Raw genomic sequence first — 26,778 nt, forward strand, 5'->3', positions numbered from 1 at the left:
CTTTCCTTATATAGAAGCAACTGGAGTGGTACATGGCCGATACGCGGCGTTGGTTCTGGCTCGGTGGGGTAGTCCTGCTTTGCGCGTTTGTATGGTTGCTGCATCCGATCCTCACGCCGTTCCTGGTGGCGCTGCTGCTGGCTTATCTGTTCGATCCGCTGGTGGATCGTCTGGAGCGGCTCGGTTTGTCGCGAACCTGGGGCGTGATCGCGGTGTTTGCCTTGTTCACCTTGATCGTCACGGCGTTGCTGCTGGTGTTGGTGCCGATGCTCGCCAAGCAACTGCTGCGCTTGTACGAACTGGCGCCGCAAATGCTCGACTGGCTGCAGCACACGGCATTGCCGTGGGCACAGGCGAAGCTGGGTCTGTCGGATGGTTTCTGGAAATTCGACAAAGTCAAAGCGGCGATCAGCGAACACATGGGTCAGACCACCGACATCGTCAGTGTGGTGCTGAGTCAGGCCACGGCATCGAGCCTGGCGCTGATCGGCTGGCTGGCGAATCTGGTGCTGATCCCGGTGGTGAGTTTCTACCTGCTGCGCGATTGGGACGTGATGATGGCCAAGATCCGCAGCCTGCTGCCGCGTGATCGGGAAGAGACCATCGTATCGCTGGCCGGTGAATGTCATGAGGTACTGGGCGCATTTGTTCGCGGTCAGTTGCTGGTGATGGTGGCGTTAGGCGTGATCTACGCAGCGGGCCTGATGATCGTCGGGCTGGAGCTGGGGCTGTTGATCGGCCTGATTGCTGGTCTGGCGGCGATCGTGCCTTACATGGGCTTCGTGATCGGTATTGGCGCGGCGCTGATTGCCGGGTTGTTCCAGTTCGGCGGTGATCTGTATCCGATGTTCGGAATTGTTGCGGTGTTCATGATCGGTCAGGCGCTGGAGGGCATGGTGCTGACACCATTGCTGGTGGGCGATCGTATCGGTCTGCATCCGGTGGCCGTGATCTTTGCGATTCTGGCCGGCGGCGAACTGTTCGGTTTCACCGGCGTGTTGCTGGCGTTGCCGGTGGCGGCAGTGATCATGGTGCTGGTGCGCCATGTGCACGACTTGTACAAGGATTCCGACATCTATAGTGGTGTGGACGATCCGCAGTTGTAATGGTGCGGGCCAACCCGGCGAATCGCCGGGTTGGCCCGTGTCCTGCAGGTGCTGGCGCCAAAGAATCTGTCATAAAACCAGTGTGTTAACGCAAACCTTTGATTTTGCTTGGAGTCTGTCGCATTGTGCGCTCAGCTTCACGGGTATAAACTTCGCAAACTTTACACAGAGGCCACTAACGGTTCCTTGAGAACTGTTCAGTCAGCATGAAACCGATTCAGCTGCCCCTAGGTGTGCGTCTGCGTGACGACGCCACCTTCATCAACTACTACCCAGGCGCCAATGCCGCTGCACTCGGCTATGTCGAGCGTCTATGCGAAGCCGACGCCGGCTGGACAGAAAGCCTGATCTACCTGTGGGGCAAGCACGGCGTAGGGCGTACGCATCTGTTGCAGGCGGCGTGTCTGCGATTCGAGCAGATGGGCGAGCCGGCGGTGTACTTGCCGTTGGCCGAGTTGATGGATCGCGGCGTCGAAATCCTCGATAACCTCGAACAGTACGAACTGGTTTGCCTGGACGACTTGCAGGTGATTGCCGGCAAGGCTGACTGGGAAGAGGCGATGTTTCATCTGTTCAATCGTCTGCGTGACAGCGGTCGGCGTTTGCTGATTGCCGCCTCCACTTCTCCGCGTGAATTGCCGGTCAAACTGGCTGACTTGAAATCCCGCCTGACGCTGGCGCTGATTTTCCAGATGCGTCCGCTCTCCGATGAAGACAAATTGCGCGCCCTGCAATTGCGTGCATCGCGCCGCGGTCTGCACCTGACCGATGAAGTCGGGCATTTTATTCTGACTCGCGGCACCCGCAGCATGAGTGCGCTGTTTGACTTGCTTGAACAGCTCGATCAGGCCTCTTTGCAGGCTCAGCGCAAGCTGACCATTCCCTTCCTGAAAGAAACGCTAGGCTGGTAACGGCGCGGCTTTCAGCGTGTTTCGGCATATTTCAGGCGCCAGAAAATCCGCTTTCCTGCACAATGTGCAGGCCGCGTATCGGTTCAAATGGGCTTAAGCGCTTAGATGTAAACGAGAAACCGAGAAGTCACAAAAAGATCGATTGAATTTGCAAATGAGGCTGATAGCGGGCATAGTCTCGGCTTCTTTACAACTATCAGCCACGGTCGTGCCCATGCTAAAGCGCTTCGCACCCCTCGTGCCTCTCGCACTCGTCACCCTGTTGTACGGTTGCGCTGCTCATTCTCCAGTTCAAGAGCAGCCTCAACAGGTTAAAAATTCTGCCACGGCCCAGTCTTCCGTTATTTATCAGGAAGAGCTGGACACCGAAAAAGAACTCAACGAATTCAACGGCAAGAAGCCTTATCAGCTTCCTGTTCTGGCCGACAGCATCCTTGAGCGCGGCATGTCCCTGATCGGTACCCGTTACCGTTTCGGCGGTACCTCTGAAGCCGGTTTCGATTGCAGCGGTTTCATCGGCTATCTGTTCCGCGAAGAAGCCGGCATGAACCTGCCACGCTCGACTCGCGAAATGATCAACGTCGATGCACCGCTGGTCTCGCGCAGCAACCTTGAGCCGGGCGATCTGCTGTTCTTCGCCACCAATGGTCGTCGCGGTCGTGTCAGTCACGCCGGGATCTACCTCGGTGACAACCAGTTCATCCACTCCAGCAGTCGTCGCAGCGGCGGTGTTCGCATCGACAGCCTGGGTGACAGCTACTGGAGCAAGACCTTCATCGAAGCGAAACGCGCTCTGGCCAACGCTCCGACTGTAGTCACCGCTCGCAAGTAATCCCCGTTGTCGCTGCGTTCGCGGCGACAATCAGGCTCCCGGCAACGGAGTAGACCTAGACTTTACAAGGTGAAGTTAAAGTCTTACTTGAAGTTTGCCGCGTAGCCGCTAGAATCCTGAATCTATATTGATGGCAAACCGCCTGCGTGCTCCGCAGGCGGTTTTGTTTTCTGTCCATCGGCAGAAAAAGCCGCAGCCAGATCAGGATGTTCTGCTTATGACGATGTCGGCCCGCCTCACTTTGCTCTTCTTCGCAGCGCTGCTCAGCGCCTGCGCCAGTCGCACACCGCCGCCTGCGCCAGTGGTTCGCGCGCCGGTCGTGTTTGGCCCCTCGCAATCTTTCTCGCCCGCCGCTGAAGATGTGCTGTTTCGCGCACTTGGTCTGGTTGGCACGCCTTATCGTTGGGGCGGCAACACGCCGGACTCGGGTTTTGATTGCAGTGGGCTGATCGGTTTTGTCTACCGCGACGCGGCGGGGATTTCGCTGCCGCGTTCGACGCGTGAGCTGATCGTCATGCAGGCGCCGAACGTCGGCAAGGAAGGCTTGCAGACCGGCGACCTGATCTTCTTCGCCACCAATGGCGGTTCGCAGGTCAGTCACGCGGGGATTTACGTTGGCGAAGGGCGCTTCGTGCATGCGCCGGCCACAGGTGGCACGGTGAAGCTGGACAGCCTGTCAAAGGCGTATTGGCAGAAGGCATATCTGAGCGCCAAGCGCGTATTACAGCCGGAGCATCTGGCGCATAACCCTTAATTCAAGCCACACACAATCCAATAATGTAGGAGTGAGCCTGCTCGCGATAACGGTCATTCAGTTAACGATGATGTCGACTGATATGGCGCTATCGCGAGCAGGCTCACTCCTACAGTTGTTTGTGCATGGCGAAAATTATTTGCTGGCTGAGACTCGCCACACCTTATTGCCGACATCATCCGCCACCAGCAAGCCACCCTGCTGATCGATCACCACGCCCACCGGCCGGCCCAATGCATTCTCGTCCTTATCGAGGAAGCCGGTCAGCACATCCACCGGTGTGCCGCTCGGCTTGCCGCCGGTAAACGGCACGAAAATCACTTTGTAGCCACTGTGCGGTTTGCGGTTCCATGAGCCGTGTTGGCCGATGAATGCGCCTTCCTTGAACTGCGCCGGCAAGGTGTTGCCCTCGGCAAAACTCAGGCCCAACGAGGCAGTGTGCGGCCCGATCGCGTAATCCGGGGCGATGGCTTTGGCCACCAGGTCCGGGTTTTGCGGGGAAACACGGACATCGACATGCTGACCGTAGTAACTGAACGGCCAGCCATAGAATCCGCCGTCCTTCACTGAAGTGATGTAGTCCGGCACCAGATCACTGCCGATTTCGTCACGCTCGTTGACGGCTGTCCACAGCGCCCCGCTGGTGGGCTCCCAGGCCAGGCCATTGGGGTTGCGGATGCCCGAGGCGAAGATGCGGTGATTACCGGTCGCCCGATCGACTTCCCAGATCGCTGCGCGGCCTTCTTCCTTATCCAGACCATTTTCGCCGACGTTGCTGTTCGAGCCGACCGTGACGTACAGCTTGCTGCCGTCCTTGCTGGCGATGACGTTTTTGGTCCAGTGATGATTCAGCGTGCCGCCGGGCAGATCGACCACCTTGATCGGCTGCGACTTGATCTCGGTCGCGCCGGGTTCGTAGTTGAAGCGCAGCAGGCGATCGGTATCGGCGACGTACAGGTCGTTGCCGACCAGGGTCATGCCGAATGGCGAGTTGAGGTTTTGCAGGAACACAGTGCGGGTTTCGGCGACGCCATCGTGATCGGCGTCACGCAGCAGGGTGATGCGGTTCGGACTCGGCACGCCAGCGCCGGCCTTGCCCATGACCTTCTTCATTACCCAGCCACGAATGCCGCTGCTGTCATCCGGCTTGGGTGGGGCATTGGTTTCCGCCACCAGCACATCGCCGTTGGGCAGCACATAGAGCCAGCGCGGGTGATCGAGGCCTTCGGCGAACGCTGCGACCTGAGTGCCGGCCGCTGCGGTCGGTTTGCCACCCTCGGGCCAGCCGACTGCCGGGGCGATGTTCACCGTCGGAATCAGGGTCTTGTTTGGTTCGGGCAGCTTGGGTGACGGGCCGGTGCCGTCGGAGACTTGCAGGCTGGAGGATTCACCGCAGGCGGCGAGCCCTCCGGCGAAGGCGATGACAAAAACGAGCTGGGGCTTGCGCATTGCTGATCTTCCCTATGAATGCATTCCTAATCATAGAGGAGGGCGCAAGCCCGATGGTTCAACTGCTCAGCCGCGGGCTTCCTTGAACAGCACGGCGATGCCCGGGTGATAGTTGCCAGCTTCGCTGCGCAATTTGCGGTAGGCATAGGGGAAATACCAGGCGACAGCGCAGGTGTGCTCTTTTTGCAAATCGTCGACCATGTCCTGCAGCTCTTCGGGGCTGGCGCTGTGCTGGGCTTTTTGTGGCGCGACAAACAGGCAGCCAAGCTTGAGATCGCTGGCATAGCTGATTCGCTTGGCGTCGTTGGTGATGTCCAGCAGGGCTTGGGTCAGATTCAAGTTGGTAACCTTCGGCCAGCGCTGAGTGGCCTGGATAAAGGCGCGGTCTTCGGCGCCGGCCAGAAACAGATCGGCGTGGGCGTTGCGCTCGCCTTCTTCGTTCTGTTTGCGCGTGGCAGTGTCGTTCAAAGTGACCAGCTCGGCCATCCAGGCTGCGGCCGAGAGCAATCCGAGATTGGCTTTCTCGTCATGCCAGTAAGGCGTGTCGCTGTCGCCGCGCACGGCGTTGTAACGGTCGATACAGTCAAACCAGCGTTCAAGCACCGGGCGCAGGAATTCCAGGCGCGGGTTGCTGATGATCATGCCTTGCATCGTCATCATCCTTTATTGTTGTGGTGGGCTTTTCAAGAAAAGCATGGCTCTTTGATATCATTTGTATCAGTGTGGCACAAGATTGGCGTCAGATAATTGATCGGCGGCAGTTATTCGCCCGATGGCCGCCTCTTTAATTGACGCTCCACCCCCAACCCTCTAACCTTCGCGGCTTGTTTCAGGTGCTCTGTGACCTGCGTCGACAGAGTGAAACAGGGAAGCCGGTGAGGGTTGTCTTCACGCGAAGAACCACCACGATCCCGGCGCTGCCCCCGCAACGGTAAATGAGTAAAAGCTGCGCCTTGAGCCACTGCCTCGACAGAAGCGGGAAGGCGCGCAGTCAGGCGAAACGCCGCTCATGAGCCCGGAGACCGGCCTGATCCATCCAGCGGCATCACGGTGGGCGATGCCAGGCTTTTTGCCGTCTATTCTTGTGCCTGCCCGCCGTTATCCAGCCCCAACGGAGAGCTCCCCATGACTGATTCCCCCGAGCGCGACGAACGCCATCTGGCGCGTATGCAGCGCAAAAAAGCCGTGATCGACGAACGCATCGCCAACTCGCCCGACGAGTGCGGTCTGGTGCTGGTGCTGACCGGCAACGGCAAAGGTAAAAGCAGCTCGGCCTTCGGCATGCTCGCCCGCGCCATGGGCCACGGCATGCAATGCGGTGTTGTGCAGTTCATCAAGGGCCGCAACAGCACCGGCGAAGAGTTGTTTTTCCGCCGTTTCCCCGAGCAGGTACGTTTCCACGTGATGGGCGAAGGTTTCACTTGGGAAACCCAGGATCGTCAGCGCGACATCGCCGCCGCCGAAGCCGCGTGGGCAGTCTCGCGCGAACTGCTGCGTGATCCGTCGATCGGTCTGGTGGTGCTCGATGAATTGAACATCGCCCTCAAGCACGGTTATCTCGATCTCGATCAGGTACTCAGCGATTTGCAGGCGCGTCCGCCGATGCAGCACGTGATTGTCACCGGTCGCGCGGCCAAGCCGGAAATGATCGAAATGGGCGACACGGTTACCGAAATGGGCATGCTCAAACACGCCTTCCAGGCTGGTATCAAAGCGCAGAAAGGCGTCGAACTTTGAATCAACCACGTCACTGCCCGGCGGTACTTATCGCCGCGCCGGCCTCCGGTCAGGGCAAGACCACCGTCACCGCTGCACTCGCCCGTTTGCATCGCAATCAGGGGCGCAAGGTGCGCGTGTTCAAATGCGGCCCGGACTTTCTCGACCCGATGATCCTCGAGCGCGCCAGCGGTGCGCCGGTGTATCAACTGGACATGTGGATGGTCGGCGAGCAGGAAAGTCGTCGGCTGTTGTGGGAAGCCGCTGCCGAGGCGGATCTGATTCTGATCGAAGGCGTGATGGGCCTGTTTGACGGTACGCCGTCCAGCGCCGATCTGGCGCGGCATTTTGGTGTACCGGTGCTCGGTGTGATCGACGGCACGGCGATGGCGCAGACCTTTGGTGCGTTGGCGCTGGGCTTGGCAAAGTATCAGCCAGACTTGCCGTTTGCCGGCGTATTGGCCAATCGTGTCGGCACCTTGCGCCATGCGCAGTTGCTCGAAGGCAGCCTCACGGAAGGGCTGCGCTGGTACGGCGCGTTGTCGCGAGAGACTGGTATCGAACTGCCGAGCCGCCATCTCGGCCTGGTGCAGGCCAGCGAATTGAATGACCTCGATGTGCGTCTCGACGCCGCTGCCAACGCGCTGGCCAGTAGTTGCGAGGTAGCGCTGCCACCAGCGGTTGAGTTCGCCGCGCCTGACGTCAGCGCTGTCGAGCCGCTGCTGAAGGATGTGCGCATTGCCGTTGCCCGTGATGAGGCGTTTGCCTTCACTTATGGCGCGAGTCTGGATCTGCTGCGTGCGATGGGCGCTGAGTTGAGTTTCTTCTCGCCGATCCGTGATTCGCAATTACCTGAAGCGGACAGCGTGTATCTGCCCGGTGGTTATCCGGAGTTGCATCACGTCGCGTTGGCGCAGAACACCGCGATGCTGGAGGCGATTCGTGCGCATCATGCGGCGGGCAAACCTCTGCTCGCTGAATGTGGCGGGATGCTTTATTTGCTCGACTCGCTGACCGATGTTGAAGGTACGCGTGCTGAACTGGTCGGGTTGCTCAAGGGCGATGCGGTGATGCAAAAGCGTCTGGCGGCACTGGCGCTGCAAGCTGTGGATCTGCCGGAAGGTTCGCTGCGTGGGCACACTTATCATCATTCGCTGACCACCACCGAGCTGACGCCGATTGCTCGAGGGCTGAGCCCGAATGGTGGACGTGGGGCCGAGGCGGTTTATCGGGAAGGGCGGATGACGGCTTCTTATGTGCACTTCTATTTTCCGTCGAATCCTGCGGCTGTCGCTGCATTGTTTGCGCCTGGCCTCCAGGCCGCCATCGCTGGCAAGCCAGCTCCCACAGTGGACGGTGAGCTTCCTGAAGAAATGCAATCCCCTGTGGGAGCTGGCTTGCCAGCGATGGGGCCATGACCGACAACGCATTCTCCGAAGCCGAGCGCGAAGCGGTTTACAGAGCCATCGCCGAACGCCGCGACATGCGCCACTTCACCGGTGGCAGCGTCGAGCCAGAGCTGTTGCGCCGACTTTTGGAAGCCGCCCACCAGGCCCCAAGCGTCGGCCTGATGCAGCCTTGGCGCTTTATCCGCATCAGTGATCGCACCCTGCGCGGCCAGATCCAGAGCCTCGTCGAAGCAGAACGCATCCGCACAGCCATTGCCCTCGGCGAGCGCAGTGACGAGTTCATGAAACTCAAGGTCGAAGGCATCAACGACTGCGCTGAAGTGCTGGTCGCCGCGCTGATGGATGATCGCGACAAGCACATTTTCGGGCGCCGCACGCTGCCGGAAATGGACATGGCGTCATTGTCCTGCGCGATTCAAAACCTCTGGCTGGCCTCGCGTTCCGAAGGCTTGGGCATGGGCTGGGTCTCGCTGTTCGAGCCACAGGCACTCGCCGATCTGCTGAAATTGCCGGCAGGCGCCAAACCCCTGGCTGTTTTGTGTCTGGGCCCGGTCAAGGAATTCTATCCGGCGCCGATGCTGGTACTCGAAGGGTGGGCGCAGGCGCGTCCGCTCAATGAGTTGCTGTACGAAAATTATTGGGGAGTGAGTCAATGAGTGTGGCGTTGTTGAGTGTCGCCGCAGTGGCGGTGGATGCGCTGCTCGGTGAACCGAAACGCTGGCATCCGCTGGTGGCATTCGGCAATTTCGCCGGGCGCATCGAGCAACGTTTCAACGCCGGTGGCCGTGGCTGGCGCAGCCATGGCGTCACCGCGTGGGTGATCGCGGTGCTGCCGCTAACCTTGCTTGCCACCGCGTTTTCCTGGGCGCCGTACGTGGGCTGGGTCGTCGAGATTCTCGCGCTGTATTGCGCCCTTGGCATGCGCAGCCTCGGCGAACATGTCGCGCCGGTAGCCGCAGCCTTGCGCGCGGATGATCTGGATGAGGCGCGCAAGCGAGTCGGCTATCTGGTCAGTCGTCAGACCGATGAGCTCGACAGCACCGCTGTCGCTCGCGCTGCCACTGAGTCGGTGTTGGAAAACGGCAGTGACGCGGTGTTTGCCGCGCTGTTCTGGTTTGTCGTGGCGGGTGCGCCGGGCGTGGTGCTCTATCGCTTGAGCAACACGCTCGATGCGATGTGGGGCTATCGCAACGAACGCTTTGAGCGTTTCGGTTGGGCAGCGGCGAAAATCGACGACGTGTTGAACTACATTCCTGCGCGTCTGGTGGCGTTGACCTACGCGCTGCTGGGCAAAACCCGACTCGCGCTTAAGTGCTGGCGTACACAGGCACCGAAGTGGGACAGCCCCAACGCCGGTCCGGTGATGGCGGCCGGCGCCGGTGCGCTGGGCGTGGAATTGGGTGGGTCGGCGATTTACCACGGCGAACTTCACGACCGTCCGCAACTGGGTGAAGGCGTTCCCGCCGATGCAGATTCCATTGACCGTGGCTGGCAATTGGTCCAGCGCGGCGTATGGTTATGGCTGCTGATTCTCTGCGTGGGGGCTGAATTCTATGCTTGAGCACGGTGGCCGGCTGCGCAAGGCTGCACTCGATTACGGCATCGCCGAGGCTGACTGGCTCGACCTGTCCAGCGGCCTCGCGCCATGGCCATTCCCGATCCCGGAAGTCCCGCTGCGCGCCTGGGCGCGTTTGCCGGAAACCGATGACGGCCTGGAGCAAGCCGCGTGCGATTACTACGGTGCCGCGCAAGTGCTGCCGGTGGCCGGTTCGCAGATGGCTATCCAGTTGCTGCCGCGTTTGCGCCGTGCTGGCAAGGTCGGTGTGTTGTCGCCGTGTTATGCCGAACATGCCGAAGCCTGGCGGCGCAGCGGTTACATCGTGCGCGAAGTGCTGGAGCAGGAAGTCGAGTTCTTTCTCGACAGCCTCGACGTGCTGGTGGTGGTCAACCCGAACAATCCGACCGGCCTGAGCCTGACTCCGGCACGATTGCTCGACTGGCACGCGCGGCTCGCCCGGCGTGGTGGCTGGCTGGTGGTCGATGAAGCCTTCATGGACAACACGCCGCAATTGAGTCTGGCGCCGCATGCTCATCAAGTAGGGCTGATCGTGCTGCGTTCGTTCGGCAAGTTTTTCGGTCTGGCCGGGGTGCGTCTGGGCTTTGTCCTGGCCGAGCGCAAGTTGCTCAAGCTGCTCGCCGAACAGGTCGGGCCTTGGGCCGTGAGCGGGCCGACGCGTGTGCTCGGGCAAGCGTGTCTGCAAGACACCGAAGGGCACACACGCCAACGGATTCGCAGCGATGAAGCCAGTGAACGACTGGCAGCGCTGCTTGAACGCTACGGCTTCAAGCCGCAGGGTGGTTGCGCGCTGTTCCAGTGGCTGATCACCGAGCATGCCGAAACGCTGCACGCATTCATGGCCCGTCGCGGCATCCTCCTGCGCATCTTTACCCACAACAGCAGTTTGCGCTTTGGCCTGCCTGCCGATGCGGCTGAAGAGGCGCGTCTCGAACACGCTTTAAGCGCTTTTGCCAAGGATCACGCATGACCACCCTGATGGTGCAGGGCACCACTTCCGACGCCGGTAAAAGCACACTGGTGACGGCACTGTGCCGCTGGGCGACCCGGCAAGGTGTCGCGGTCGTCCCGTTCAAGCCGCAGAACATGGCGCTCAACAGTGCGGTGACTGCCGACGGCGGTGAGATCGGCCGTGCGCAAGCGGTTCAGGCGCAAGCAGCGAATCTCGAGCCGCACACCGACATGAACCCGGTGCTGCTCAAGCCCAACAGCGACACCGGCGCACAAGTGATCATTCATGGCCGCGCGGTAACGTCGATGAATGCCGTGGCGTATCACGACTACAAGGCCATCGCCATGAAAGCGGTGCTCTCGTCCCACCAGCGGCTCAGCGCTGCGTATCCGCTGGTGATGGTCGAAGGCGCGGGTTCGCCGGCCGAGATCAATCTGCGCGCCGGCGACATCGCCAACATGGGCTTTGCCGAAGCAGTGGATTGCCCGGTGCTGCTGATTGCCGACATCAACCGTGGCGGGGTTTTCGCGCATCTGGTTGGCACGTTGGAGTTGCTGTCGCCGAGTGAGCAGGCGCGGGTCAAGGGTTTCATCATCAACCGTTTTCGCGGCGACATCGCCTTGCTGCAACCGGGCCTCGACTGGCTGGAACAGCGCACCGGCAAACCGGTGGTGGGCGTGTTGCCCTACGTGATGGATCTGCATCTGGAAGCCGAGGACGGCATCGATCAACGCCAGACCGACAAGGCCGAACAGGTGCTGAAAGTAGTGGTGCCGGTGCTGCCGCGCATCAGCAACCACACCGACTTCGATCCGCTGCGTTTGCATCCGCAGGTCGATCTGCAATTTATCGGGCCGGGGCGGGCGATCCCTCCCGCTGATCTGATCATTCTGCCGGGTTCGAAAAGTGTGCGCAGCGATCTGGCGTATTTGCGCGCCAATGGCTGGGACACGGCGATCAGTCGGCATTTGCGTTACGGCGGCAAAGTGCTGGGGATTTGCGGTGGTCTGCAGATGCTTGGCGAGCAGGTGCATGATCCGCTCGGCTTGGAAGGTGCACCCGGTTCGAGTGCCGGTTTGGGCTTGCTGGAGTTTGAAACGACGCTTGAAGCCGAGAAGCAATTGCGCAATGTGCGCGGGCGGCTGGCGCTGGAAGATGCCGAAGTCAGCGGCTATGAAATTCATGCTGGTGTGACCAGCGGACCGGCGCTGGAGAGTGCGGCGGTGCATCTGGATGATGGCCGTTGCGACGGTGCACAGAGTGCTGATGGACAAGTGTTTGGCACCTACCTGCATGGCCTGTTTGAATCGCCGGCGGCGAGTGCCGCTTTGTTGCGCTGGGCCGGATTGTGCGATGTGCAGGCGGTGGATTACCACGGCTTGCGCGAGCGGGATATCGAGCGGTTGGCGGATCTGGTGGAGAAGCATCTCGATACTGATCTGTTGCGTCGGCTCTGCGGGATTTGAGGTGCCTGTGCGGGCCTCTTCGCGAGCAGGCTCGCTCCCACTATGGACCTGTTGGTCTTAGATTCTGTTTCCACCCCATAACCCTGTGGGAGCGAGCTTGCTCGCGAAGGGGCCAGTTGCCTCAACACATAATTCTGTGGATAAAACCATGCTCCAACTGATCCTCGGCGGCGCCCGCTCCGGCAAAAGCCGCCTCGCGGAAAAACTCGCCAGCGAAAGCAATCTTGCGGTCACCTACATCGCCACCAGCCAGCCGCTCGATGGCGAGATGAGCGATCGCGTCGCCCATCATCGCGCCCGCCGTCCCGCCGAATGGGCGCTCATCGAAGAACCCCTGGAACTGGCCCGCGTCCTGCGCGAATCCGCCAGCGCCAAGCATTGCCTGCTGGTTGATTGCCTGACCCTGTGGCTGACCAATCTGTTGATGCTCGACGACGCCGAACGCCTCGCCGCCGAGCGCGAAGCCTTGCTCGACTGCCTGGCGTCTTTGCCGGGTGAAATCATTTTTGTCAGCAACGAGACCGGAATGGGTGTCGTGCCGCTGGGCGAATTGACTCGCCGCTACGTCGATGAAGCCGGTTGGCTGCATCAAGCTCTGGCCGAGCGCTGTCAGCGTGTTGTCCTGACCGTCGCCGGCCTGCCCCTGACTCTGAAAGGACCTGCGTTATGACTCAAACCTGGTGGCTGAACCCGTGCAAACCGGTCGATCTCAACGTCGTTGAACAAGCGACGGCACGGCAGCAGCAACTGACCAAACCGGCGGGTTCGCTGGGGCGTCTGGAATCGGTGGCAGTGCAACTGGCCGGTCTGCAAGGCCAGGTCAAACCGACGCTCTCGCAAGTATGGATCGCGATTTTTGCCGGTGATCACGGCGTGGTCGCAGAAGGTGTTTCGGCGTTCCCGCAGGAAGTCACCGGGCAGATGCTGCTCAACTTTGTCAGCGGCGGCGCGGCGATCAGTGTGTTGGCGCGTCAGCTTGGCGCGCAACTGGAAGTGGTCGATCTGGGCACCGTGAATCCCGCGCTGAACCTGCCGGGTGTGCGTCATTTGAACATCGGCGCGGGCACGGCGAACTTCGTCGAGGGTGCGGCGATGACTCAAACCCAGGGCGATCTGGCGTTGCAGGCTGGTCGCGACAGTTTGTTGCGGGCTAAAGCGGCGGGTGCGCAGTTGTTCATCGGTGGCGAAATGGGCATCGGCAACACCACGGCCGCCAGTGCGCTGGCCTGTGCCTTGCTCGATTGCCCGGTGGCGCACCTGACTGGCCCCGGTACCGGGTTGAATGCCGAAGGCGTCAGCCATAAAGCACAAGTGATCGAGCGCGCATTGGCATTGCATGCTGCGCAGCGTGGCGATGCGTTGCAAACGCTGTTCAATCTCGGCGGTTTTGAAATCGCGGCGTTGGTCGGTGCGTATCTGGCGGCGGCGCAAGAAGGCGTTGCGGTGCTGGTCGACGGCTTTATCTGTACGGTCGCCGCGCTGGTCGCGGTGCGTTTGAATCCGTCTTGTCGCGAGTGGTTGTTGTTCGGTCATCGCGGTGCCGAACCGGGTCATCGTCATGTACTGGAAACCTTGCAGGCTGAACCATTGCTGGAACTCGGTCTGCGCCTGGGTGAGGGTAGTGGTGCCGCGTTGGCGGTGCCGCTGTTACGTCTGGCCTGCGATCTGCACGGGCAAATGGCGACGTTCGCTGAAGCAGCGGTGGCGGATCGGCCGGCATGACCCTGCGCCTGGATCTGCTACGCCATGGCGAGACTGAATTGGGCGGTGGTTTGCGTGGCAGCCTCGATGATGCGCTGACCGAAAACGGCTGGGTGCAGATGCGTGCGGCGGTGGTCGAGGGCGGGCCGTGGGATCGGATCGTCAGTTCGCCGTTGCAACGCTGTGCGCGGTTTGCCGCCGAACTGGGTGAGCAACTGAGTCTGTCCGTGCATCTGGACAAGGATCTGCAGGAGCTGCATTTCGGTGCGTGGGAAGGGCAGAGCGCGGCAGCGTTGATGGAGACCGATGCTGAAGCGCTGGGGTTGTTCTGGGCCGATCCGTATTCCTTCACTCCACCGCAGGGTGAGCCGGTCAGCGAGTTCGCGGCGCGGGTGCTGGCGGCTGTTGCGCGCCTGCACAGCGCCTACGCGGGTGAGCGGGTTCTGCTGATCAGTCACGGCGGGGTAATGCGCCTGTTGCTGGCGCAAGCACGGGGGTTGCCGCGCGAACAACTGCTCAATGTCGAAGTCGCTCACGGCGCGTTGTTTGCGCTGACGGTTGAGCCCGATGGTTCGCTCAAGGAAGGTCACTGACATGTTGCCGCTGTGGATCGCCCTGCAATTTCTCAGCAGCCTGCCGATTCGTTTGCCGGGGATGCCCGAGCCGGAGCAACTTGGGCGGTCGTTGCTGTTTTATCCGCTGGTGGGATTGCTGTTCGGCGTGATCCTGTGGGCGCTGCATCTCGCCTTGAGCGGCGCGCCGTTGTTGCTGCATGCGGCATTGCTGTTGACGGTTTGGGTGTTGCTCAGCGGTGCACTGCACCTGGATGGTCTGGCTGACAGCGCCGATGCCTGGCTCGGCGGTTTTGGTGATCGCGAGCGCACGCTGACGATCATGAAAGATCCGCGCAGCGGGCCGATTGCGGTGGTCACGCTGGTGTTGGTGTTGTTGCTCAAGTTCGCCGCGTTGCTGGCGTTGATCGAGCAGGGGCATGGTCTGGCGTTGATCATCGTGCCGTTGCTCGGGCGGGCGGCGTTGTTAGGGTTGTTTCTGACCACGCCATATGTACGCGCAGGCGGGTTGGGGCAGGCGCTGGCTGATCATTTGCCGCGCAAGGCCGGGTGGTGGGGGTTGGGCGTCAGTGCATTGGTCTGCGTGCTGATTGCCGGATTCAGTGCGGTCGTTGCGCTGGTAATTGCTGTCGTTGTGTTTGTCTGGCTACGGCAGGTGATGATGCGGCGGTTGGGCGGGACGACAGGCGATACGGCGGGGGCGTTGCTGGAATTGCTGGAGATGGTGGTGCTGGTGGGATTGGTTTTGGTCTAAGAGATTATTGCTGGATGGGCTGGCCCCATCGCGAGCAGGCTCACTCCTACAATTTGAAATTCATTCCCCTGTAGGAGTGAGCCTGCTCGCGATAGCGGTGTGTCAGGCGCCACAAATGTTATGGGTAAACTCATCTGTAACTTGATTTAACACAGTCGCGGGTATATACACGCATCATGCTTCCTTCTCAGTGTTTGTGCACCAACCTGCGTCGCGCCGCTCGTGGCGTCAGCAGGCATTACGACGGCGCTCTCGACGGCTTCGGGATCAACGTTGCCCAGTATTCTTTGCTGTGCAACCTGCAGCGTCTCGATCAACCAAGCATCTCGGAACTCGCCGAAGCCATGGGCCTGGATCGCAGCACCCTCGGGCGCAACTTGCGGGTGCTGGAAGGCGAGGGTCTGGTGGCGTTGGCCGAGGGCGAGGACATGCGTAACCGCATCGTCAAACTCACCGAAAGCGGCGTGCAACGCCTGGCAGCGGCACTGCCGGCCTGGGAAGCGGCGCAACAGCGGTTGATCGACAGGCTGGGTGCCGAAAAGCGCGAAACCTTGCTCAGATTGCTGGATGAACTGGCCTGAGGCCGGTTTTTTCCAAACTCAAGCGGGTATATACCCGCAAGCGGAGAATAACAATGACATCGATGTGGCGTACGTGCGGTTGGGTATTGGTGGGGAGTGCGCTGATCCTGGCGTTGTCATTGGGCGTGCGACACGGTTTTGGCTTGTTCCTGTCACCAATGAGCGCGCAGTTCGGCTGGGGGCGCGAGGTGTTTGCCTTCGCCATTGCCTTGCAGAACCTGATCTGGGGCCTGGCGCAACCGTTTACCGGTGCATTGGCTGACCGCTTCGGCGCGGCCAAAGTGGTGCTGATTGGTGGTGTGCTGTATGCGTTGGGCCTGGTGTGCATGGGCCTGTCGGACTCGGCGGTGACGCTGTCGTTGAGCGCTGGTCTGCTGATCGGTATCGGCCTGTCTGGCACTTCGTTTTCGGTGATCCTCGGCGTGGTGGGTCGTGCCGTGCCACCGGAAAAACGCAGCATGGGCATGGGCATTGCCAGCGCCGCCGGTTCGTTCGGCCAGTTCGCCATGTTGCCGGGCACGCTCGGGTTGATCGGCTGGCTCGGCTGGTCGGCAGCGCTGTTGGTGCTCGGCCTGCTGGTGGCGCTGATCGTGCCGCTGGTGAGCATGCTCAAGGACAAGCCGCTGCCGGTACTCGGTCATGAACAAACGCTGTCCGAGGCCCTGCGCGAAGCTTGCTCGCATTCCGGCTTCTGGTTGCTGGCGTTCGGTTTTTTCGTCTGCGGTTTTCAGGTGGTGTTCATCGGCGTGCACCTGCCGGCCTACCTGGTCGATCAGCATCTGCCCGCCAGTGTTGGCACTACGGTGCTGGCGTTGATCGGTCTGTTCAATATCTTCGGCACTTATACCGCCGGCTGGCTCGGCGGACGCATGTCCAAGCCGCGCTTGCTGACGGCGCTGTATCTGCTGCGCGCAGTGGTGATCGTGCTGTTCCTGTGGCTGCCGGTGACGACTACCTCGGCCTATCTGTTTGGCATGGCCATGGGTTTCCTGTGGCTGTCGACGGTGCCGTTGACCAACGGTACGGTGGCGACCTTGTTTGGCGTGCGCAATCTGTCCATGCTCGGTGGCATCGTGTTCCTGTTCCATCAGCTCGGCTCGTTCCTGGGCGGCTGGCTGGGCGGGGTGGTGTATGACCGAACCGGGAGTTACGACTTGATCTGGCAAGTGGCGATTCTTCTCAGCCTGCTGGCGGCCGCGCTGAACTGGCCGGTGCGCGAACGTCCGGTCGCACGTCTGCAAGCCGCTGCGAGCGCCGTATGAGTCAACTCTGGCCGCGAATCGTCATCAGCGCACTCGGCGCCGCCTTGCTGGCGCTGGTGTGGTGGGGCTGGCATCAGGGTGGTCTGGCCCTGATGCAGTTGGGCATGAGCATTTGCTAGAAACAGGCATGGCGAGTAACGTCAAACTCTGACGACTGCTCAAGGATGTTCGACATGCTGATGCGCTGGTGTGCTGTTCCCGCGTTGCTGATGGCGCTGACCGGTTTGGCCCAGGCCGCTGACTGTCCCGAATTGCTGCAAGGCTCGCTGCCCAAGCTGCGAGCCAAGGACTCCATCGATCTGTGCAAACAGTACGCCGACAAGCCGTTGGTGGTGGTCAATACCGCCAGCTTCTGCGGATTCGCGCCGCAGTTCGAAGGCCTCGAGGCGCTGCATAAGCGTTACGAAGGTCAAGGGCTGGAAATGCTCGGTGTGCCTTCCAATGACTTCAAGCAGGAGTCCAAGGACAGCGCCGAGACCGCCAAGGTCTGTTACGCCAATTACGGCGTGACGTTCGCCATGACCGAGCCGCAGAAGGTTCGTGGTGATGACGCGACGCATCTGTTTCAGGTGCTGGCGGCACAGAGCAGCGCACCGAAGTGGAATTTCTACAAATATGTGGTCGATCGCCAAGGCAAGGTCATCGCCAATTTCTCCAGCCTGACCAAACCGGATGATCCGGAGTTTATTGCCGCGATCGAAAAGGCGATCGCCTCGAAACCCCTGAAGCCCTGATCTGTAGGGGTTTCGGCACGCTGCGATCTTTTGATTTTAAAAAAACAGATCAAAAGATCGCAGCCTCGTTGCACTCGACAGCGCCTGCAGGTCGCACAAATTTCAGGCACTAAAAAGCCCCGCCTCTGCAAAGAGAGCGGGGCTTTTTGTGGGCGAGGGATTAGCCTCGCCACACCGTATCAGAAGCGGTAGGTCGCGCCGACACCGAAACCGTTTGCCGAGTTTTCATACTTGGCATCGTAGGTCTGGCCACGGTTGTTTTCGTTGCGGATCTTGACCGACTCTTCCTTCAGGTACGAGTAAGCAACGTCGATGGTCAGGTCTTCGGTCGGGCTCCAGCCGGCACCGATGCTGAAGATGGTCCGGTCGCCGGTAGGAATGCGTGGCGAGCGGTCAACGTTGTTGGTCGGCGACTGGTCGAAGGTCAGACCGGTACGCAGTACCCATTCCTTGTTCAACTGGTACGAAGTACCCACGGCGTAAGCCCAGGAGTCGTGCCAGTTCTGGTCTTCGGTGATTTCACCGAACTGACCGGCCAGCAATGGCTGCACACCGGAGTTCTTGACGGTGATTTTTTCCAGCTGGCTCCAGCGGGTCCAGGTGGTACCGGCATACACGTTCCAGCGGTCGTTGATCGCCTGGGTAACCGAGAGGTCGACCGATTCAGGTGTAGTGATCTTCAGCGATGCGTCGTACTTCTGGTTGGCGCCCAGACCGATTGCACCCAGCACGCCATAGTTGACCTTGGTGTTGCCTTCGAGCTTGTAGTCGACTTTCGAGTGGTAAGTCAGACCCACGCGAGTGGTGTCAGTGGCTTGTACCAGCACGCCGATGTTGTAGCCCAGTGCGGTGTCGTCACCCTTGATCTTGACCTTGCCGTCCGGGAACGCCGGAGAGATCGACAGGTTGGATTCCAGCGTGCCGTCGATGCGGTTGATGGTCGGACCGAAACCGATCGACACCTTGTCGTTGAAGGCGTAGCTGACAGTTGGCTGGAAAGTGATGACTTGTACTTCGGACTTGCTGCCGAAGTAGCGGCCGGCAAAGTTGTTTTCGTAGTCGGTAATCAGGCCGAACGGCACGTAGACGCCGAGGCCGAATGCCCAATGATCATCGATTGGTTTGACGTAGAAGCCCATAGGTACGGAGGTGAAGGGCACCATGTCGCCTTTGTTGCTGCCACGGTTAGGGCTGGAGCTGGCGTCGCTGATATCGGTTTTTGCATCGAGGAATGCAACACCGCCAGTCACTTGTTCGCGCTTGAGGCGCGACATGCCGGCAGGGTTGCCATAAACAGTGCTTGCGTCGTCGGCAGAAGAAGATCGCCCAGCGTAACCAGTGCCCATCCCGCTGATACTGTGTTCGTTGATGGCAAAGCCAGCTGCGAAGATCTGGGTGGATGCCATGGTAACGGCGAGGCTAAGGGTGGTTTTGAGCATGACTTTTTTCATTATTAGAACTCCTGGTGATCACCGGGGCGAAAATTACCAACATTTTCGTTCCAGCGCTATAGTCCGTATGCCTTGAGTTAGAGCGGTTTTGTAGGACAATCCGACCAGATTCCCGACCTGTTGGCAGATCTTTTGAAATCGGGCGGTCAGCAAGCGACCTGATTCACCGGTGAAACACAGGTGTGCCAGGCATAAGTGAAGTCGCGCAGACGACCTTGGGGTTGAAAGGTCTGGCGCCAGATACGTGCCATTCCCAGCAAATCGTTGGAATCGGGGAGGGTGGGGTTTTGCTCTTCGACCAACAGCCAGGCGATGGCGGTGGCGTAACGCAGATTTACTGTCAATTCCAGATGTGGGCCGGTCAGGAAGGCATGCTGACTGGCGAGGCCGCGAACCAGGCTGGCGCGTTCCGGATCGAGCGCCAGATAGTCATCCCACAGGGCTTGATGACGATGTTCGCCGATGCGGTAGAGGCCGTGGCCACGGCGGTCATGCAGGGCAGATCCGAGGGCTGACTGACTGGCGGCGATGCCCAGCAGCAATGATTCGGCGGTGGCGCAGTGACGTCCCAGATAGATCAGCGTTGGACGGATCACGTATCGACACAGATCGCTGGCAGCGATACCCATAAAACCCTCGGATCTTGTTATGAATGGCGAGTCCTGAAGGGGGGCTTGGCAGCTGTGGATCGGTTCAGGCTCGCCGCAAGCGGATCACGCCGCTTGAGTTGAAGTGTAGTGTCATATTCGCGACGTAAAGGCCTGTTTTTAAAATATTTCCGGCTTCGAGTTATAACCGTTATACCCGTTGGTGCTTAGGCGCCAAGGGCTAAAAGTGAAACATCGGGCAATAAAAAGCCCCGCATTTTTGTGCGAGGCTTTTGCTTTTGCAGCCTTTTCGGCTCTCAGGCAATCAATGCCTGACGGGTACGATCGATCACGGCCTGCAGCGGTTCCGCGCTGGAGTACTGATCGGGGTACAGACGCTCGCTGTGGCGGGCGATACCGTGTTCGTTGACCAGTGTGAAACTGAAGCAGCCTTTGCGAGCGGCCATGATCAGGCAGTTCATTGGTGCAAAAGCGTTGGTTAGGGTGCGAATGGCATCCTGAGTATGGATTTGAGTAGACATAGTTATTAGGTGTTCCTACAAATGACACGGATAAGAACCGTGCAACGTTAAAACGTTCCAGTAACGTCGATCACCATTGATCGAACGAAGAACCCGACTGGAACAAAGCAGCCAGTTTGAAGCGCTGATAAGTTGGCGCGCTTGGGCTGGCAGGTAGGTACTTAGGAGGGCAGGCATCACAACAAGGGCAAAGGTTCTGGGCCCGGGGTGAAGATCCTGATCAATTTGCAGGTTGGTTCGGTCAGAGTAAGGGGTCTTCGCAACACCCTTCGCATCATTGGAAGGCAGTGTTGTCGCAAGATTTACCTGGAAACCATCGAGGGGTCGTTCCCGCTTTTTTCGGTAGGGCTTCTTGGTAGAAGGCTGACCGTGGGGATGTGTTCGACCGGAATTGACTTTCAGCTTGGTACTAACGCCGCGGATACTAACGGATCGAATCAAGTAACGCAAACTTCCTGTGAAAAAAGATTGCAGTGACTGATCGGGTCTGCTTTACCACGTCCTCGATTGCTCGTAATTGGCGCATTTTTTGACCGCCGGTCGGTGAAGATATCTTCATCAAAACGTGCGCCAGACTGGCTTATCCCCAGACCGACTGCCAAAACGACCCGAAAAAGCGCAGCGATATAACCGGGTAACAGGTACTTGTGCACATTAGTTGCGCAAGCTGTAACGGCGCTGTCACATCAATCCTGACCCTGATGGCTGCCTGCATCGAAAGTTTAAGTCAATGAAAAACATCGCTTTTTTTTGTTGGTGAAAAAATCGTCAGTTTGACTGCGAGCCCCATTCCATAAGGCTTTGCGAGGGTTGGAGGACGGTTGTCCACTGAGTTATCCACAGCTTCTGTGGATTGTCCCGAGCGCTTGCTCTAGGACGGGCGTGCCGGGTTGTTTTTCGACTTTACCTGTAAGAAAAAGAGAGTAGAGTGGCGCGCCTTCCGATTCGTCCCACAGTGCTTTATGAAGTTTCGCTCAGTATCAGACTCTGTTACCTCACAACCTTCTCCTGTTACCCCGCCCAAGCGATTTTCCGTTCGCGTTGCTGAGTGGCTGCTCGACAGCCCGCGCCTGAGCGACAGTCATAATGCCAAACACCTCGCTGGCCGCCTGCTCAAGCAACCGGCACGCGAGGGTGTGGTGGCTGCGCAAAGCCGTCTTGGTCAATTGATGTGCCGCGAGTGCGGTAACGCCCGTGACCGGCGCATCGGTCAGGATCTGCTGCGTCAGGCCGCCCGTGCCGGCGACCGTCGCGCGCAGCAAGAGCTCGGTCTGCTCGAAGACTGAGCTGTCCAAGACCTGACACCTTGGTTAACCTTCAGGCTTTATAAGATCGGCGGGAGTGGCTATGGCTATGGACTTGACCAGCGTATTGCTGGGGCTTGCAGGGGCGGGACTGCCGCTGCTGGCGCTGGCCTGGCAACTGCAACGCCGGGCAAGCAACGGCCAGGCCGAGGTCGCTTTGCTCGAAGAACGGCTGGCCATGGCGCAACTGGCACAGGACGGACTCAACGCACAGCTCGACGCCAGCCGCGATGAAATCGCCGATCTTGGCCAGGCCAACGCCGCCAAACAGGCTGACCTGGCGGCGCTGCGCCGGGAAGTCGAACTGCTGCAGATCGAACGTGATGACGCCCGCGATGCCTCTCACGCCTGGAACCTCGAACGCGCGAACAAGGAAGCCGAGCTGCGCCGCCTCGACGCCCAGGCCGCGTCGCTGAACGCCGAACTGCGTGAGCAGCAGGAAAGCCACCAGCAACGCCTCAGCGACCTGCAAGGCTCACGCGATGAACTGCGTGCGCAGTTTGCCGAACTGGCCGGCAAGATCTTCGATGAGCGCGAGCAGCGTTTTGCCGAGACCAGCCAGCAACGGCTTGGTCAGTTGCTCGATCCGCTCAAGGAGCGCATTCAATCGTTTGAAAAACGCGTGGAAGAAAGTTATCAGGCCGAGGCCCGCGAGCGCTTCTCGCTGGTCAAGGAGCTGGAGCGTTTGCAGGCGCTCAATCTGCGGCTGAGCGACGAGGCCACCAACCTGACCCGTGCTCTCAAAGGTCAAAAAACCCAGGGCAACTGGGGTGAGCTGATTCTCGAGCGGGTGCTCGAACACGCCGGTCTGGAGAAGGGCCGCGAGTATCAGACCCAGGTCAACCTCAAAGGCCCGGACGGCGAGCGCTTTCAGCCTGACGTGATCATTTACCTGCCTGGCGACAAGCAAGTGGTGGTGGACTCCAAGGTGAGTCTCACCGCGTATCAGCAATACGTGGCTGCCGACGACGACACCCTCGGGCAGATCGCGATCAAGCAACACGTCCTGTCACTGCGCAATCACGTCAAAGGTCTGGCCGGCAAGGATTACAAACGTCTGGAAGGCCTGCACAGCCTCGATTTCGTTTTGCTGTTCGTGCCGATCGAGGCGGCGTTTTCGGCGGCATTGCAGGCTGAGCCAGCGCTGTTTCAGGAAGCCTTCGACCGCAACATCGTCATCGTCAGCCCGACCACCTTGCTGGCGACTTTGCGCGTGATCGACAGTCTCTGGAAGCAGGAGCGCCAGAGTCAGAACGCCCGGGAAATCGCCGAGCGCGCCGGCTGGCTGTACGACAAGTTCGTGCTGTTCATTCAGGATCTGGACGAGGTCGGCAATCGTCTGCAACAGCTGGATAAAGCCTACAGTTCAGCGCGCAACAAGCTGACCGAGGGGCGCGGCAATCTGGTCAGTCGCAGTGAGCAGCTCAAATTGCTCGGCGCGCGGGCGAGCAAGAGTTTGCCGGCGGATTTGCTGGAACGGGCGATGACCGATGTCGATGGTCTCGTCGAACTCCCGGAATAACCCGAAAAGCTTCGTCGGATCGCCGCCCGGAGCAAACTCGCTCCCACAGGAATCACCTAAACCTTGTGGGAGCGAGCTTGCTCGCGAAGGCGTCAGTACGGTCATCACCTACAGCGGCAAATACCGACTCAACAACGCCCGCAACGCCGCCGGTTTCACCGGTTTCGGCAGATAATCCAGCCCCGCTGCATGCACCTGCGCAACCATCTCCGGTCGCCCGTCAGCACTGATCACCACCCCTGGCACCGGCTCGCCCAGGCGGGTGCGCAACCACGCCATCAGCTCAGTGCCGGTGTCGCCGTGATCGAGGTGATAGTCGACCAGCGCCAGTTGCGGTCGCACGCCTTCACTCAGCAGCGCCGCACATTCCTCACGATTGCGCGCGGTCCACACCTGACAGCCCCAACGGCTCAACAGGCTGTTCATGCCGATCAGAATGCTGTCTTCATTGTCGATGCACAGCACCTGTGCGCCGCTCAACAACTTGCCATTCAATTCGACGGCAGCGCTGGCCGGCACGGCTTGTGAGCGGGCCAGCGGCACGCAGACACTGAACACACTGCCACGCCCCGGCCACGAACGCACGCGCAGGGTGTGGCCGAGTACGCGGCACAATCCATCGGCAATCGCCAAACCCAGGCCAAGGCCTTTTTCGGCGCGGGTCTGATGACTGTCGAGGCGTTTGAATTCCTCGAAAATCACCTGCTGTTTATCTTCCGGAATCCCCGGCCCGCGATCCCACACTTCCAGGCACAGCTCGCCGCCACGCCGGCGTACACCCAGCAGCACCGGACCCTTGGCGTAGCGAAAGGCGTTGGTGAGGAAATTCTGCAAAATCCGTCGCAGCAGTTTGCTGTCGCTATCGATGCGCAAATGGCTGCCGCGCACTCGGAAGGTCAAACCCTGTTCTTGCGCCAGTGCCTTGAACTCGGCACCGAGGATGTCGAATAGCTCGTTGACGGCAAACGGCTTGCGATCCGGATTGATCTTGCCGTTTTCCAGTCGGGAAATATCCAGCAGATCACTGATCAAATCCTCGGCCGAGCGCAACGAGCTGTCGAGGTGCTGCACCAGTTTCTGCGCCTCGCTGCTCAAGCCATCGTCCTGATGGGAGAGGGCGGCGGAGAACAGTCGGGCGGCGTTCAACGGCTGCATCAAGTCATGGCTGACCGCTGCGAGGAAGCGGGTTTTCGACTGGTTGGCGGCTTCGGCGGTGCCCTTGGCTTCGGTCAACGCGACGTTGAGCTGCGACAGTTCCTGGGTGCGCTCGCTGACCCGTTGCTCCAGCCCTTCGTTGGCTTCGGTCAGTGCCTGCTCGGCCTCGCGGAACGCGGTGATGTCGGTGAAACTCATGACGAAACCACCACCCGGCATGGGGTTGCCGATCAGCTCGATGACTCGGCCATTGGGGAACAGCCGCTCAGACGTGTGCGCGCGGCCCTGACGCATCCAGTGCAAACGGCGGGCGACGTGCACTTCGGCTTCACCGGGGCCGCACAGACCACGTTCGGCGTTGTAGCGAATAATGTCGGCAATCGGACGGCCGACGCTGATCAAACCGTCCGGGTAATTGAACAGCTCGAGATATCGCCGGTTCCAGGCCACCAATTTCAGCGACTGGTCGACCACGCTGATGCCTTGGGTGATGTTTTCGATCGCGCCTTGCAACAGCGCACGGTTGAACTGCAGCACTTCCGAGGCTTCATCGGCGATGCGGACTACGTCCTCCAGTTGCATTTCCCGACCTTCGATGGCGGCTTTTACTACAGCACGCGTCGAAGAAGCGCCGAGCACACCGGCCAACAAACGCTCGGTGTGAGCAATCCATTCGCCGTCGGCATTCTGGTTCGGGTTGAAGCCCTTGCCTTGGCGATAGGCGAAACGGATGAAGCTCTGGCGCGCACGTTCCTCACCGACAAAGCGCGCGGCCAATTGCAGTAAATCGTCGATCTGCACGGCCAGCATCGAGCGTGCGCTCGGTCGCGCGCTGATTTCCTGACCGATGAAACGCCCGGCCTGCCAATGTTCGGATACCCGTGTGCGGGACAGCACCGAAACCCAGGCGAACAAAGTGAAGTTGCCGGCCAGCGACAGCACCACACCTTGGGTCAGCGGGGTGATCGGCAAATTCAGCGGATTGCTGTGCAGCCACGCCAGCCCCGGAAAACTGTTCAGCGACCAGCCCAGACTGTGCGCGGCAATCGGCAGGATCAGCGTGTAAAACCACAGAAAAGTACCGGCGGCCAAACCGGCGAAAACGCCGCGACGGTTGGCTTGTTTCCAGTACAGCGCGCCGAGCATCGCTGGCGCCAGTTGGGTCACCGCAGCGAAGGCAATCTGGCCGATGGTCGCCAGACTCGCGGTGGAACCGAGCAAGCGGTAGCTGACGTACGCCAGCAACAGAATCACCACAATGCTCACGCGCCGCACCGACAGCATCCACTGGCGGAACACTTCAAACGGCCGCTCGGCGTTATTTCGGCGCAGCAGCCACGGCAACAGCATGTCGTTGGAAACCATGGTCGACAACGCCACACTGGCGACAATCACCATGCCCGTGGCCGCCGACGCACCGCCAATAAACGCCAGCATCGCCAGCGCCGGATGCGCCTGTGCCAAGGGCAGGCTGATCACGAAGGAGTCGGGGAGTACGTCGCTGGGCAGCAGCATCTGACCGGCCAGGGCGATCGGCACTACAAACAGCGCGGCCAAGGCGAGATAGGCAGGAAACACCCATTTGGCCAGACGCAGATCCTGCGGGTCGATGTTCTCCACCACCGTGACGTGGAACTGCCGAGGCAGGCAGATGATCGCCATCATCGCCACGCCGGTCTGTACCACCATCGACGGCCAGTTGATGGTTTCTTTCCAGTACTCCTCAAGACGCGGGGCGAGCATGGCCTGGTTGAACAGATCATCAAAACCGTCATACAGGCCATAGGTGACGAAGGCGCCGACGGCGAGAAAGGCGAACAGTTTGACCAGCGATTCGAAGGCAATCGCCAACACCATGCCACGGTGGTGCTCGGTGGCATCGAGGTTGCGCGTACCGAAAACAATGGTGAACAGCGCCAGCACCAGCGACACGATCAGTGCGGTGTCCTGGGCGCGGGTGCCCATGGCGTCGGCACCGGCGCCGATCAACAAGTTCACGCCGAGGACGATGCCTTTGAGCTGCAGGGCAATATAAGGAAGGACGCCAACCAGACAGATCAGCGCGACGACCACCGCCAGCGATTGCGATTTGCCGTAGCGCGCAGCGATAAAGTCAGCGATGGAGGTGATGTTCTCCTGTTTGCTGATCATCACCATCTTCTGCAGAACCCACGGCGCGCCCACCAAAAGCAGGATCGGCCCAAGGTAAATCGGCAGGAATGACCACAGTTGTTCCGCCGCCTGACCGACTGCGCCGAAGAACGTCCAACTGGTGCAGTAAACCGCCAGCGACAGGCTGTACACCCAGGCACGCATGCGCGGCGGCAAGGGCGCGCTGCGTCGGTCGCCGTAAAAGGCGATGGCGAACATGATGGCCATATAGGCCAGGGCGACGGCGGCGATCAGCCCGGTGGACAACGACATGCAACACTCCCGACAAAA

Annotated in this window: 26 protein-coding genes and 1 riboswitch; of the genes, 20 read left to right on the forward strand and 6 right to left on the reverse strand. The window is 60.1% G+C overall.

Annotation, left to right across the window (positions count from 1 at the left end; all coding sequences use genetic code 11):
- The first annotated feature begins 32 nt into the window (after positions 1-32).
- The 4 genes from U6037_RS08275 to U6037_RS08290 all read left to right on the forward strand — a co-directional run bounded on the left by U6037_RS08275 (position 33) and on the right by U6037_RS08290 (position 3,603).
- Entirely contained in the window at positions 33-1,106 is a 1,074-nt protein-coding gene (locus U6037_RS08275; protein WP_322846391.1) for an AI-2E family transporter, read from the forward strand.
- Positions 1,107-1,312: 206 nt separating this feature from the next.
- Positions 1,313-2,017, forward strand: coding sequence for a DnaA regulatory inactivator Hda (gene hda, locus U6037_RS08280; RefSeq protein ID WP_007919828.1), 705 nt, complete (start codon positions 1,313-1,315; stop codon positions 2,015-2,017).
- A gap of 214 nt (positions 2,018-2,231) precedes the next feature.
- Complete coding sequence (locus tag U6037_RS08285) at positions 2,232-2,849, forward strand: C40 family peptidase (RefSeq protein WP_007919826.1); 618 nt, start codon at positions 2,232-2,234, stop codon at positions 2,847-2,849.
- Positions 2,850-3,066: 217 nt separating this feature from the next.
- Positions 3,067-3,603 carry a C40 family peptidase gene (locus U6037_RS08290; protein WP_322846392.1) on the forward strand — a complete coding sequence of 179 codons (537 nt, stop codon included), beginning with the start codon at positions 3,067-3,069 and terminating at the stop codon, positions 3,601-3,603.
- A gap of 135 nt (positions 3,604-3,738) precedes the next feature.
- Here U6037_RS08290 and U6037_RS08295 read toward each other — a convergent pair whose 3' ends face one another.
- Both U6037_RS08295 and U6037_RS08300 read right to left on the reverse strand, forming a co-directional pair.
- Positions 3,739-5,052, reverse strand: coding sequence for a sorbosone dehydrogenase family protein (locus U6037_RS08295; protein WP_322846393.1), 1,314 nt, complete (start codon positions 5,050-5,052; stop codon positions 3,739-3,741).
- A 66-nt stretch (positions 5,053-5,118) separates the two neighbouring features.
- Complete coding sequence (locus U6037_RS08300; RefSeq protein WP_322846394.1) at positions 5,119-5,703, reverse strand: hypothetical protein; 585 nt, start codon at positions 5,701-5,703, stop codon at positions 5,119-5,121.
- 163 nt (positions 5,704-5,866) lie between these two features.
- A riboswitch (cobalamin riboswitch) is annotated at positions 5,867-6,098 on the forward strand.
- A 79-nt stretch (positions 6,099-6,177) separates the two neighbouring features.
- On the opposite strand from U6037_RS08300, the gene cobO reads away from it, so the two are divergent.
- The 14 genes from cobO to U6037_RS08370 all read left to right on the forward strand — a co-directional run bounded on the left by cobO (position 6,178) and on the right by U6037_RS08370 (position 17,775).
- Positions 6,178-6,789, forward strand: a complete 612-nt coding sequence (gene cobO / locus U6037_RS08305; RefSeq protein WP_003223053.1) for a cob(I)yrinic acid a,c-diamide adenosyltransferase — start codon at positions 6,178-6,180, stop codon at positions 6,787-6,789.
- Entirely contained in the window at positions 6,786-8,186 is a 1,401-nt protein-coding gene (locus U6037_RS08310) for a cobyrinate a,c-diamide synthase (protein ID WP_322846395.1), read from the forward strand. The genes cobO and U6037_RS08310 overlap by 4 nt, the downstream gene beginning before the upstream one ends.
- A complete protein-coding gene (bluB, locus tag U6037_RS08315; protein WP_322846396.1) occupies positions 8,183-8,833 on the forward strand; it encodes a 5,6-dimethylbenzimidazole synthase in 651 nt (216 codons plus the stop codon). The genes U6037_RS08310 and bluB overlap by 4 nt, the downstream gene beginning before the upstream one ends.
- Positions 8,830-9,738: an adenosylcobinamide-phosphate synthase CbiB gene (cbiB, locus tag U6037_RS08320; RefSeq protein WP_322846397.1), complete on the forward strand. Its 909-nt coding sequence runs from the start codon at positions 8,830-8,832 to the stop codon at positions 9,736-9,738. Before bluB ends, cbiB begins: the two co-directional genes overlap by 4 nt.
- Entirely contained in the window at positions 9,731-10,723 is a 993-nt protein-coding gene (gene cobD, locus U6037_RS08325) for a threonine-phosphate decarboxylase CobD (protein WP_322846398.1), read from the forward strand. The genes cbiB and cobD overlap by 8 nt, the downstream gene beginning before the upstream one ends.
- Positions 10,720-12,171, forward strand: coding sequence for a cobyric acid synthase (locus U6037_RS08330; protein ID WP_322846399.1), 1,452 nt, complete (start codon positions 10,720-10,722; stop codon positions 12,169-12,171). Before cobD ends, U6037_RS08330 begins: the two co-directional genes overlap by 4 nt.
- A 148-nt stretch (positions 12,172-12,319) precedes the next feature.
- A complete protein-coding gene (gene cobU / locus U6037_RS08335) occupies positions 12,320-12,841 on the forward strand; it encodes a bifunctional adenosylcobinamide kinase/adenosylcobinamide-phosphate guanylyltransferase (protein WP_322846400.1) in 522 nt (173 codons plus the stop codon).
- A complete protein-coding gene (cobT, locus tag U6037_RS08340) occupies positions 12,838-13,893 on the forward strand; it encodes a nicotinate-nucleotide--dimethylbenzimidazole phosphoribosyltransferase (RefSeq protein ID WP_322846401.1) in 1,056 nt (351 codons plus the stop codon). The genes cobU and cobT overlap by 4 nt, the downstream gene beginning before the upstream one ends.
- Complete coding sequence (gene cobC / locus U6037_RS08345; protein WP_322846402.1) at positions 13,890-14,465, forward strand: alpha-ribazole phosphatase family protein; 576 nt, start codon at positions 13,890-13,892, stop codon at positions 14,463-14,465. Before cobT ends, cobC begins: the two co-directional genes overlap by 4 nt.
- Before the next feature lies 1 nt (position 14,466).
- Entirely contained in the window at positions 14,467-15,198 is a 732-nt protein-coding gene (locus U6037_RS08350; protein WP_322846403.1) for an adenosylcobinamide-GDP ribazoletransferase, read from the forward strand.
- 176 nt (positions 15,199-15,374) lie between these two features.
- Positions 15,375-15,779 carry a MarR family winged helix-turn-helix transcriptional regulator gene (locus U6037_RS08355; protein WP_322846404.1) on the forward strand — a complete coding sequence of 135 codons (405 nt, stop codon included), beginning with the start codon at positions 15,375-15,377 and terminating at the stop codon, positions 15,777-15,779.
- Between the two features lie 53 nt (positions 15,780-15,832).
- Complete coding sequence (locus U6037_RS08360; protein ID WP_322846405.1) at positions 15,833-17,041, forward strand: MFS transporter; 1,209 nt, start codon at positions 15,833-15,835, stop codon at positions 17,039-17,041.
- Positions 17,038-17,160, forward strand: a complete 123-nt coding sequence (locus U6037_RS08365; protein ID WP_277930546.1) for a hypothetical protein — start codon at positions 17,038-17,040, stop codon at positions 17,158-17,160. The genes U6037_RS08360 and U6037_RS08365 overlap by 4 nt, the downstream gene beginning before the upstream one ends.
- Positions 17,161-17,214: 54 nt before the next feature.
- The gene (locus U6037_RS08370; protein ID WP_242209311.1) at positions 17,215-17,775 is read left to right on the forward strand and encodes a glutathione peroxidase; all 561 of its coding nucleotides are present in this window, start codon (positions 17,215-17,217) and stop codon (positions 17,773-17,775) included.
- Positions 17,776-17,954: 179 nt separating this feature from the next.
- Here U6037_RS08370 and U6037_RS08375 read toward each other — a convergent pair whose 3' ends face one another.
- The 3 genes from U6037_RS08375 to U6037_RS08385 form a co-directional block, all read right to left on the reverse strand.
- On the reverse strand, positions 17,955-19,226 hold the full coding sequence (locus tag U6037_RS08375) for an OmpP1/FadL family transporter (protein WP_322846406.1): 1,272 nt from the start codon (positions 19,224-19,226) through the stop codon (positions 17,955-17,957).
- Between the two features lie 146 nt (positions 19,227-19,372).
- A complete protein-coding gene (locus U6037_RS08380) occupies positions 19,373-19,855 on the reverse strand; it encodes a hypothetical protein (RefSeq protein ID WP_322846407.1) in 483 nt (160 codons plus the stop codon).
- 275 nt (positions 19,856-20,130) lie between these two features.
- Positions 20,131-20,355: a hypothetical protein gene (locus U6037_RS08385; protein WP_034156218.1), complete on the reverse strand. Its 225-nt coding sequence runs from the start codon at positions 20,353-20,355 to the stop codon at positions 20,131-20,133.
- A 962-nt stretch (positions 20,356-21,317) separates the two neighbouring features.
- Here U6037_RS08385 and U6037_RS08390 point away from each other — a divergent pair.
- Together U6037_RS08390 and rmuC are read left to right on the forward strand one after the other, a co-directional pair.
- On the forward strand, positions 21,318-21,641 hold the full coding sequence (locus U6037_RS08390) for a sel1 repeat family protein (RefSeq protein ID WP_242209317.1): 324 nt from the start codon (positions 21,318-21,320) through the stop codon (positions 21,639-21,641).
- 175 nt (positions 21,642-21,816) lie between these two features.
- Positions 21,817-23,181, forward strand: a complete 1,365-nt coding sequence (gene rmuC, locus U6037_RS08395) for a DNA recombination protein RmuC (RefSeq protein WP_322847294.1) — start codon at positions 21,817-21,819, stop codon at positions 23,179-23,181.
- Between the two features lie 108 nt (positions 23,182-23,289).
- Here the strand turns inward: rmuC and U6037_RS08400 are convergent, their stop codons facing one another.
- The gene (locus U6037_RS08400) at positions 23,290-26,760 is read right to left on the reverse strand and encodes a NahK/ErcS family hybrid sensor histidine kinase/response regulator (RefSeq protein WP_322846408.1); all 3,471 of its coding nucleotides are present in this window, start codon (positions 26,758-26,760) and stop codon (positions 23,290-23,292) included.
- Positions 26,761-26,778 lie beyond the last annotated feature (18 nt).

The sequence above is a fragment of the Pseudomonas sp. B33.4 genome, assembly GCF_034555375.1.
Classification (GTDB): Bacteria; Pseudomonadota; Gammaproteobacteria; order Pseudomonadales; family Pseudomonadaceae; genus Aquipseudomonas.

Excerpts from the sequence above, each read along its gene's own strand:
- U6037_RS08275 (WP_322846391.1), top strand. The coding sequence starts at position 33 with ATGGCCGATACGCGGCGTTGGTTCTGGCTCGGTGGGGTAGTCCTGCTT.
- hda (WP_007919828.1), top strand. The coding sequence starts at position 1,313 with ATGAAACCGATTCAGCTGCCCCTAGGTGTGCGTCTGCGTGACGACGCC.
- U6037_RS08285 (WP_007919826.1), top strand. The coding sequence starts at position 2,232 with ATGCTAAAGCGCTTCGCACCCCTCGTGCCTCTCGCACTCGTCACCCTG.
- U6037_RS08290 (WP_322846392.1), top strand. The coding sequence starts at position 3,067 with ATGACGATGTCGGCCCGCCTCACTTTGCTCTTCTTCGCAGCGCTGCTC.
- U6037_RS08295 (WP_322846393.1), bottom strand. The coding sequence starts at position 5,052 with ATGCGCAAGCCCCAGCTCGTTTTTGTCATCGCCTTCGCCGGAGGGCTC.
- U6037_RS08300 (WP_322846394.1), bottom strand. The coding sequence starts at position 5,703 with ATGCAAGGCATGATCATCAGCAACCCGCGCCTGGAATTCCTGCGCCCG.
- cobO (WP_003223053.1), top strand. The coding sequence starts at position 6,178 with ATGACTGATTCCCCCGAGCGCGACGAACGCCATCTGGCGCGTATGCAG.
- bluB (WP_322846396.1), top strand. The coding sequence starts at position 8,183 with ATGACCGACAACGCATTCTCCGAAGCCGAGCGCGAAGCGGTTTACAGA.
- cbiB (WP_322846397.1), top strand. The coding sequence starts at position 8,830 with ATGAGTGTGGCGTTGTTGAGTGTCGCCGCAGTGGCGGTGGATGCGCTG.
- cobD (WP_322846398.1), top strand. The coding sequence starts at position 9,731 with ATGCTTGAGCACGGTGGCCGGCTGCGCAAGGCTGCACTCGATTACGGC.
- U6037_RS08330 (WP_322846399.1), top strand. The coding sequence starts at position 10,720 with ATGACCACCCTGATGGTGCAGGGCACCACTTCCGACGCCGGTAAAAGC.
- cobU (WP_322846400.1), top strand. The coding sequence starts at position 12,320 with ATGCTCCAACTGATCCTCGGCGGCGCCCGCTCCGGCAAAAGCCGCCTC.
- cobT (WP_322846401.1), top strand. The coding sequence starts at position 12,838 with ATGACTCAAACCTGGTGGCTGAACCCGTGCAAACCGGTCGATCTCAAC.
- cobC (WP_322846402.1), top strand. The coding sequence starts at position 13,890 with ATGACCCTGCGCCTGGATCTGCTACGCCATGGCGAGACTGAATTGGGC.
- U6037_RS08350 (WP_322846403.1), top strand. The coding sequence starts at position 14,467 with ATGTTGCCGCTGTGGATCGCCCTGCAATTTCTCAGCAGCCTGCCGATT.
- U6037_RS08355 (WP_322846404.1), top strand. The coding sequence starts at position 15,375 with ATGCTTCCTTCTCAGTGTTTGTGCACCAACCTGCGTCGCGCCGCTCGT.
- U6037_RS08360 (WP_322846405.1), top strand. The coding sequence starts at position 15,833 with ATGACATCGATGTGGCGTACGTGCGGTTGGGTATTGGTGGGGAGTGCG.
- U6037_RS08365 (WP_277930546.1), top strand. The coding sequence starts at position 17,038 with ATGAGTCAACTCTGGCCGCGAATCGTCATCAGCGCACTCGGCGCCGCC.
- U6037_RS08370 (WP_242209311.1), top strand. The coding sequence starts at position 17,215 with ATGCTGATGCGCTGGTGTGCTGTTCCCGCGTTGCTGATGGCGCTGACC.
- U6037_RS08375 (WP_322846406.1), bottom strand. The coding sequence starts at position 19,226 with ATGAAAAAAGTCATGCTCAAAACCACCCTTAGCCTCGCCGTTACCATG.
- U6037_RS08380 (WP_322846407.1), bottom strand. The coding sequence starts at position 19,855 with ATGGGTATCGCTGCCAGCGATCTGTGTCGATACGTGATCCGTCCAACG.
- U6037_RS08385 (WP_034156218.1), bottom strand. The coding sequence starts at position 20,355 with ATGTCTACTCAAATCCATACTCAGGATGCCATTCGCACCCTAACCAAC.
- U6037_RS08390 (WP_242209317.1), top strand. The coding sequence starts at position 21,318 with ATGAAGTTTCGCTCAGTATCAGACTCTGTTACCTCACAACCTTCTCCT.
- U6037_RS08400 (WP_322846408.1), bottom strand. The coding sequence starts at position 26,760 with ATGTCGTTGTCCACCGGGCTGATCGCCGCCGTCGCCCTGGCCTATATG.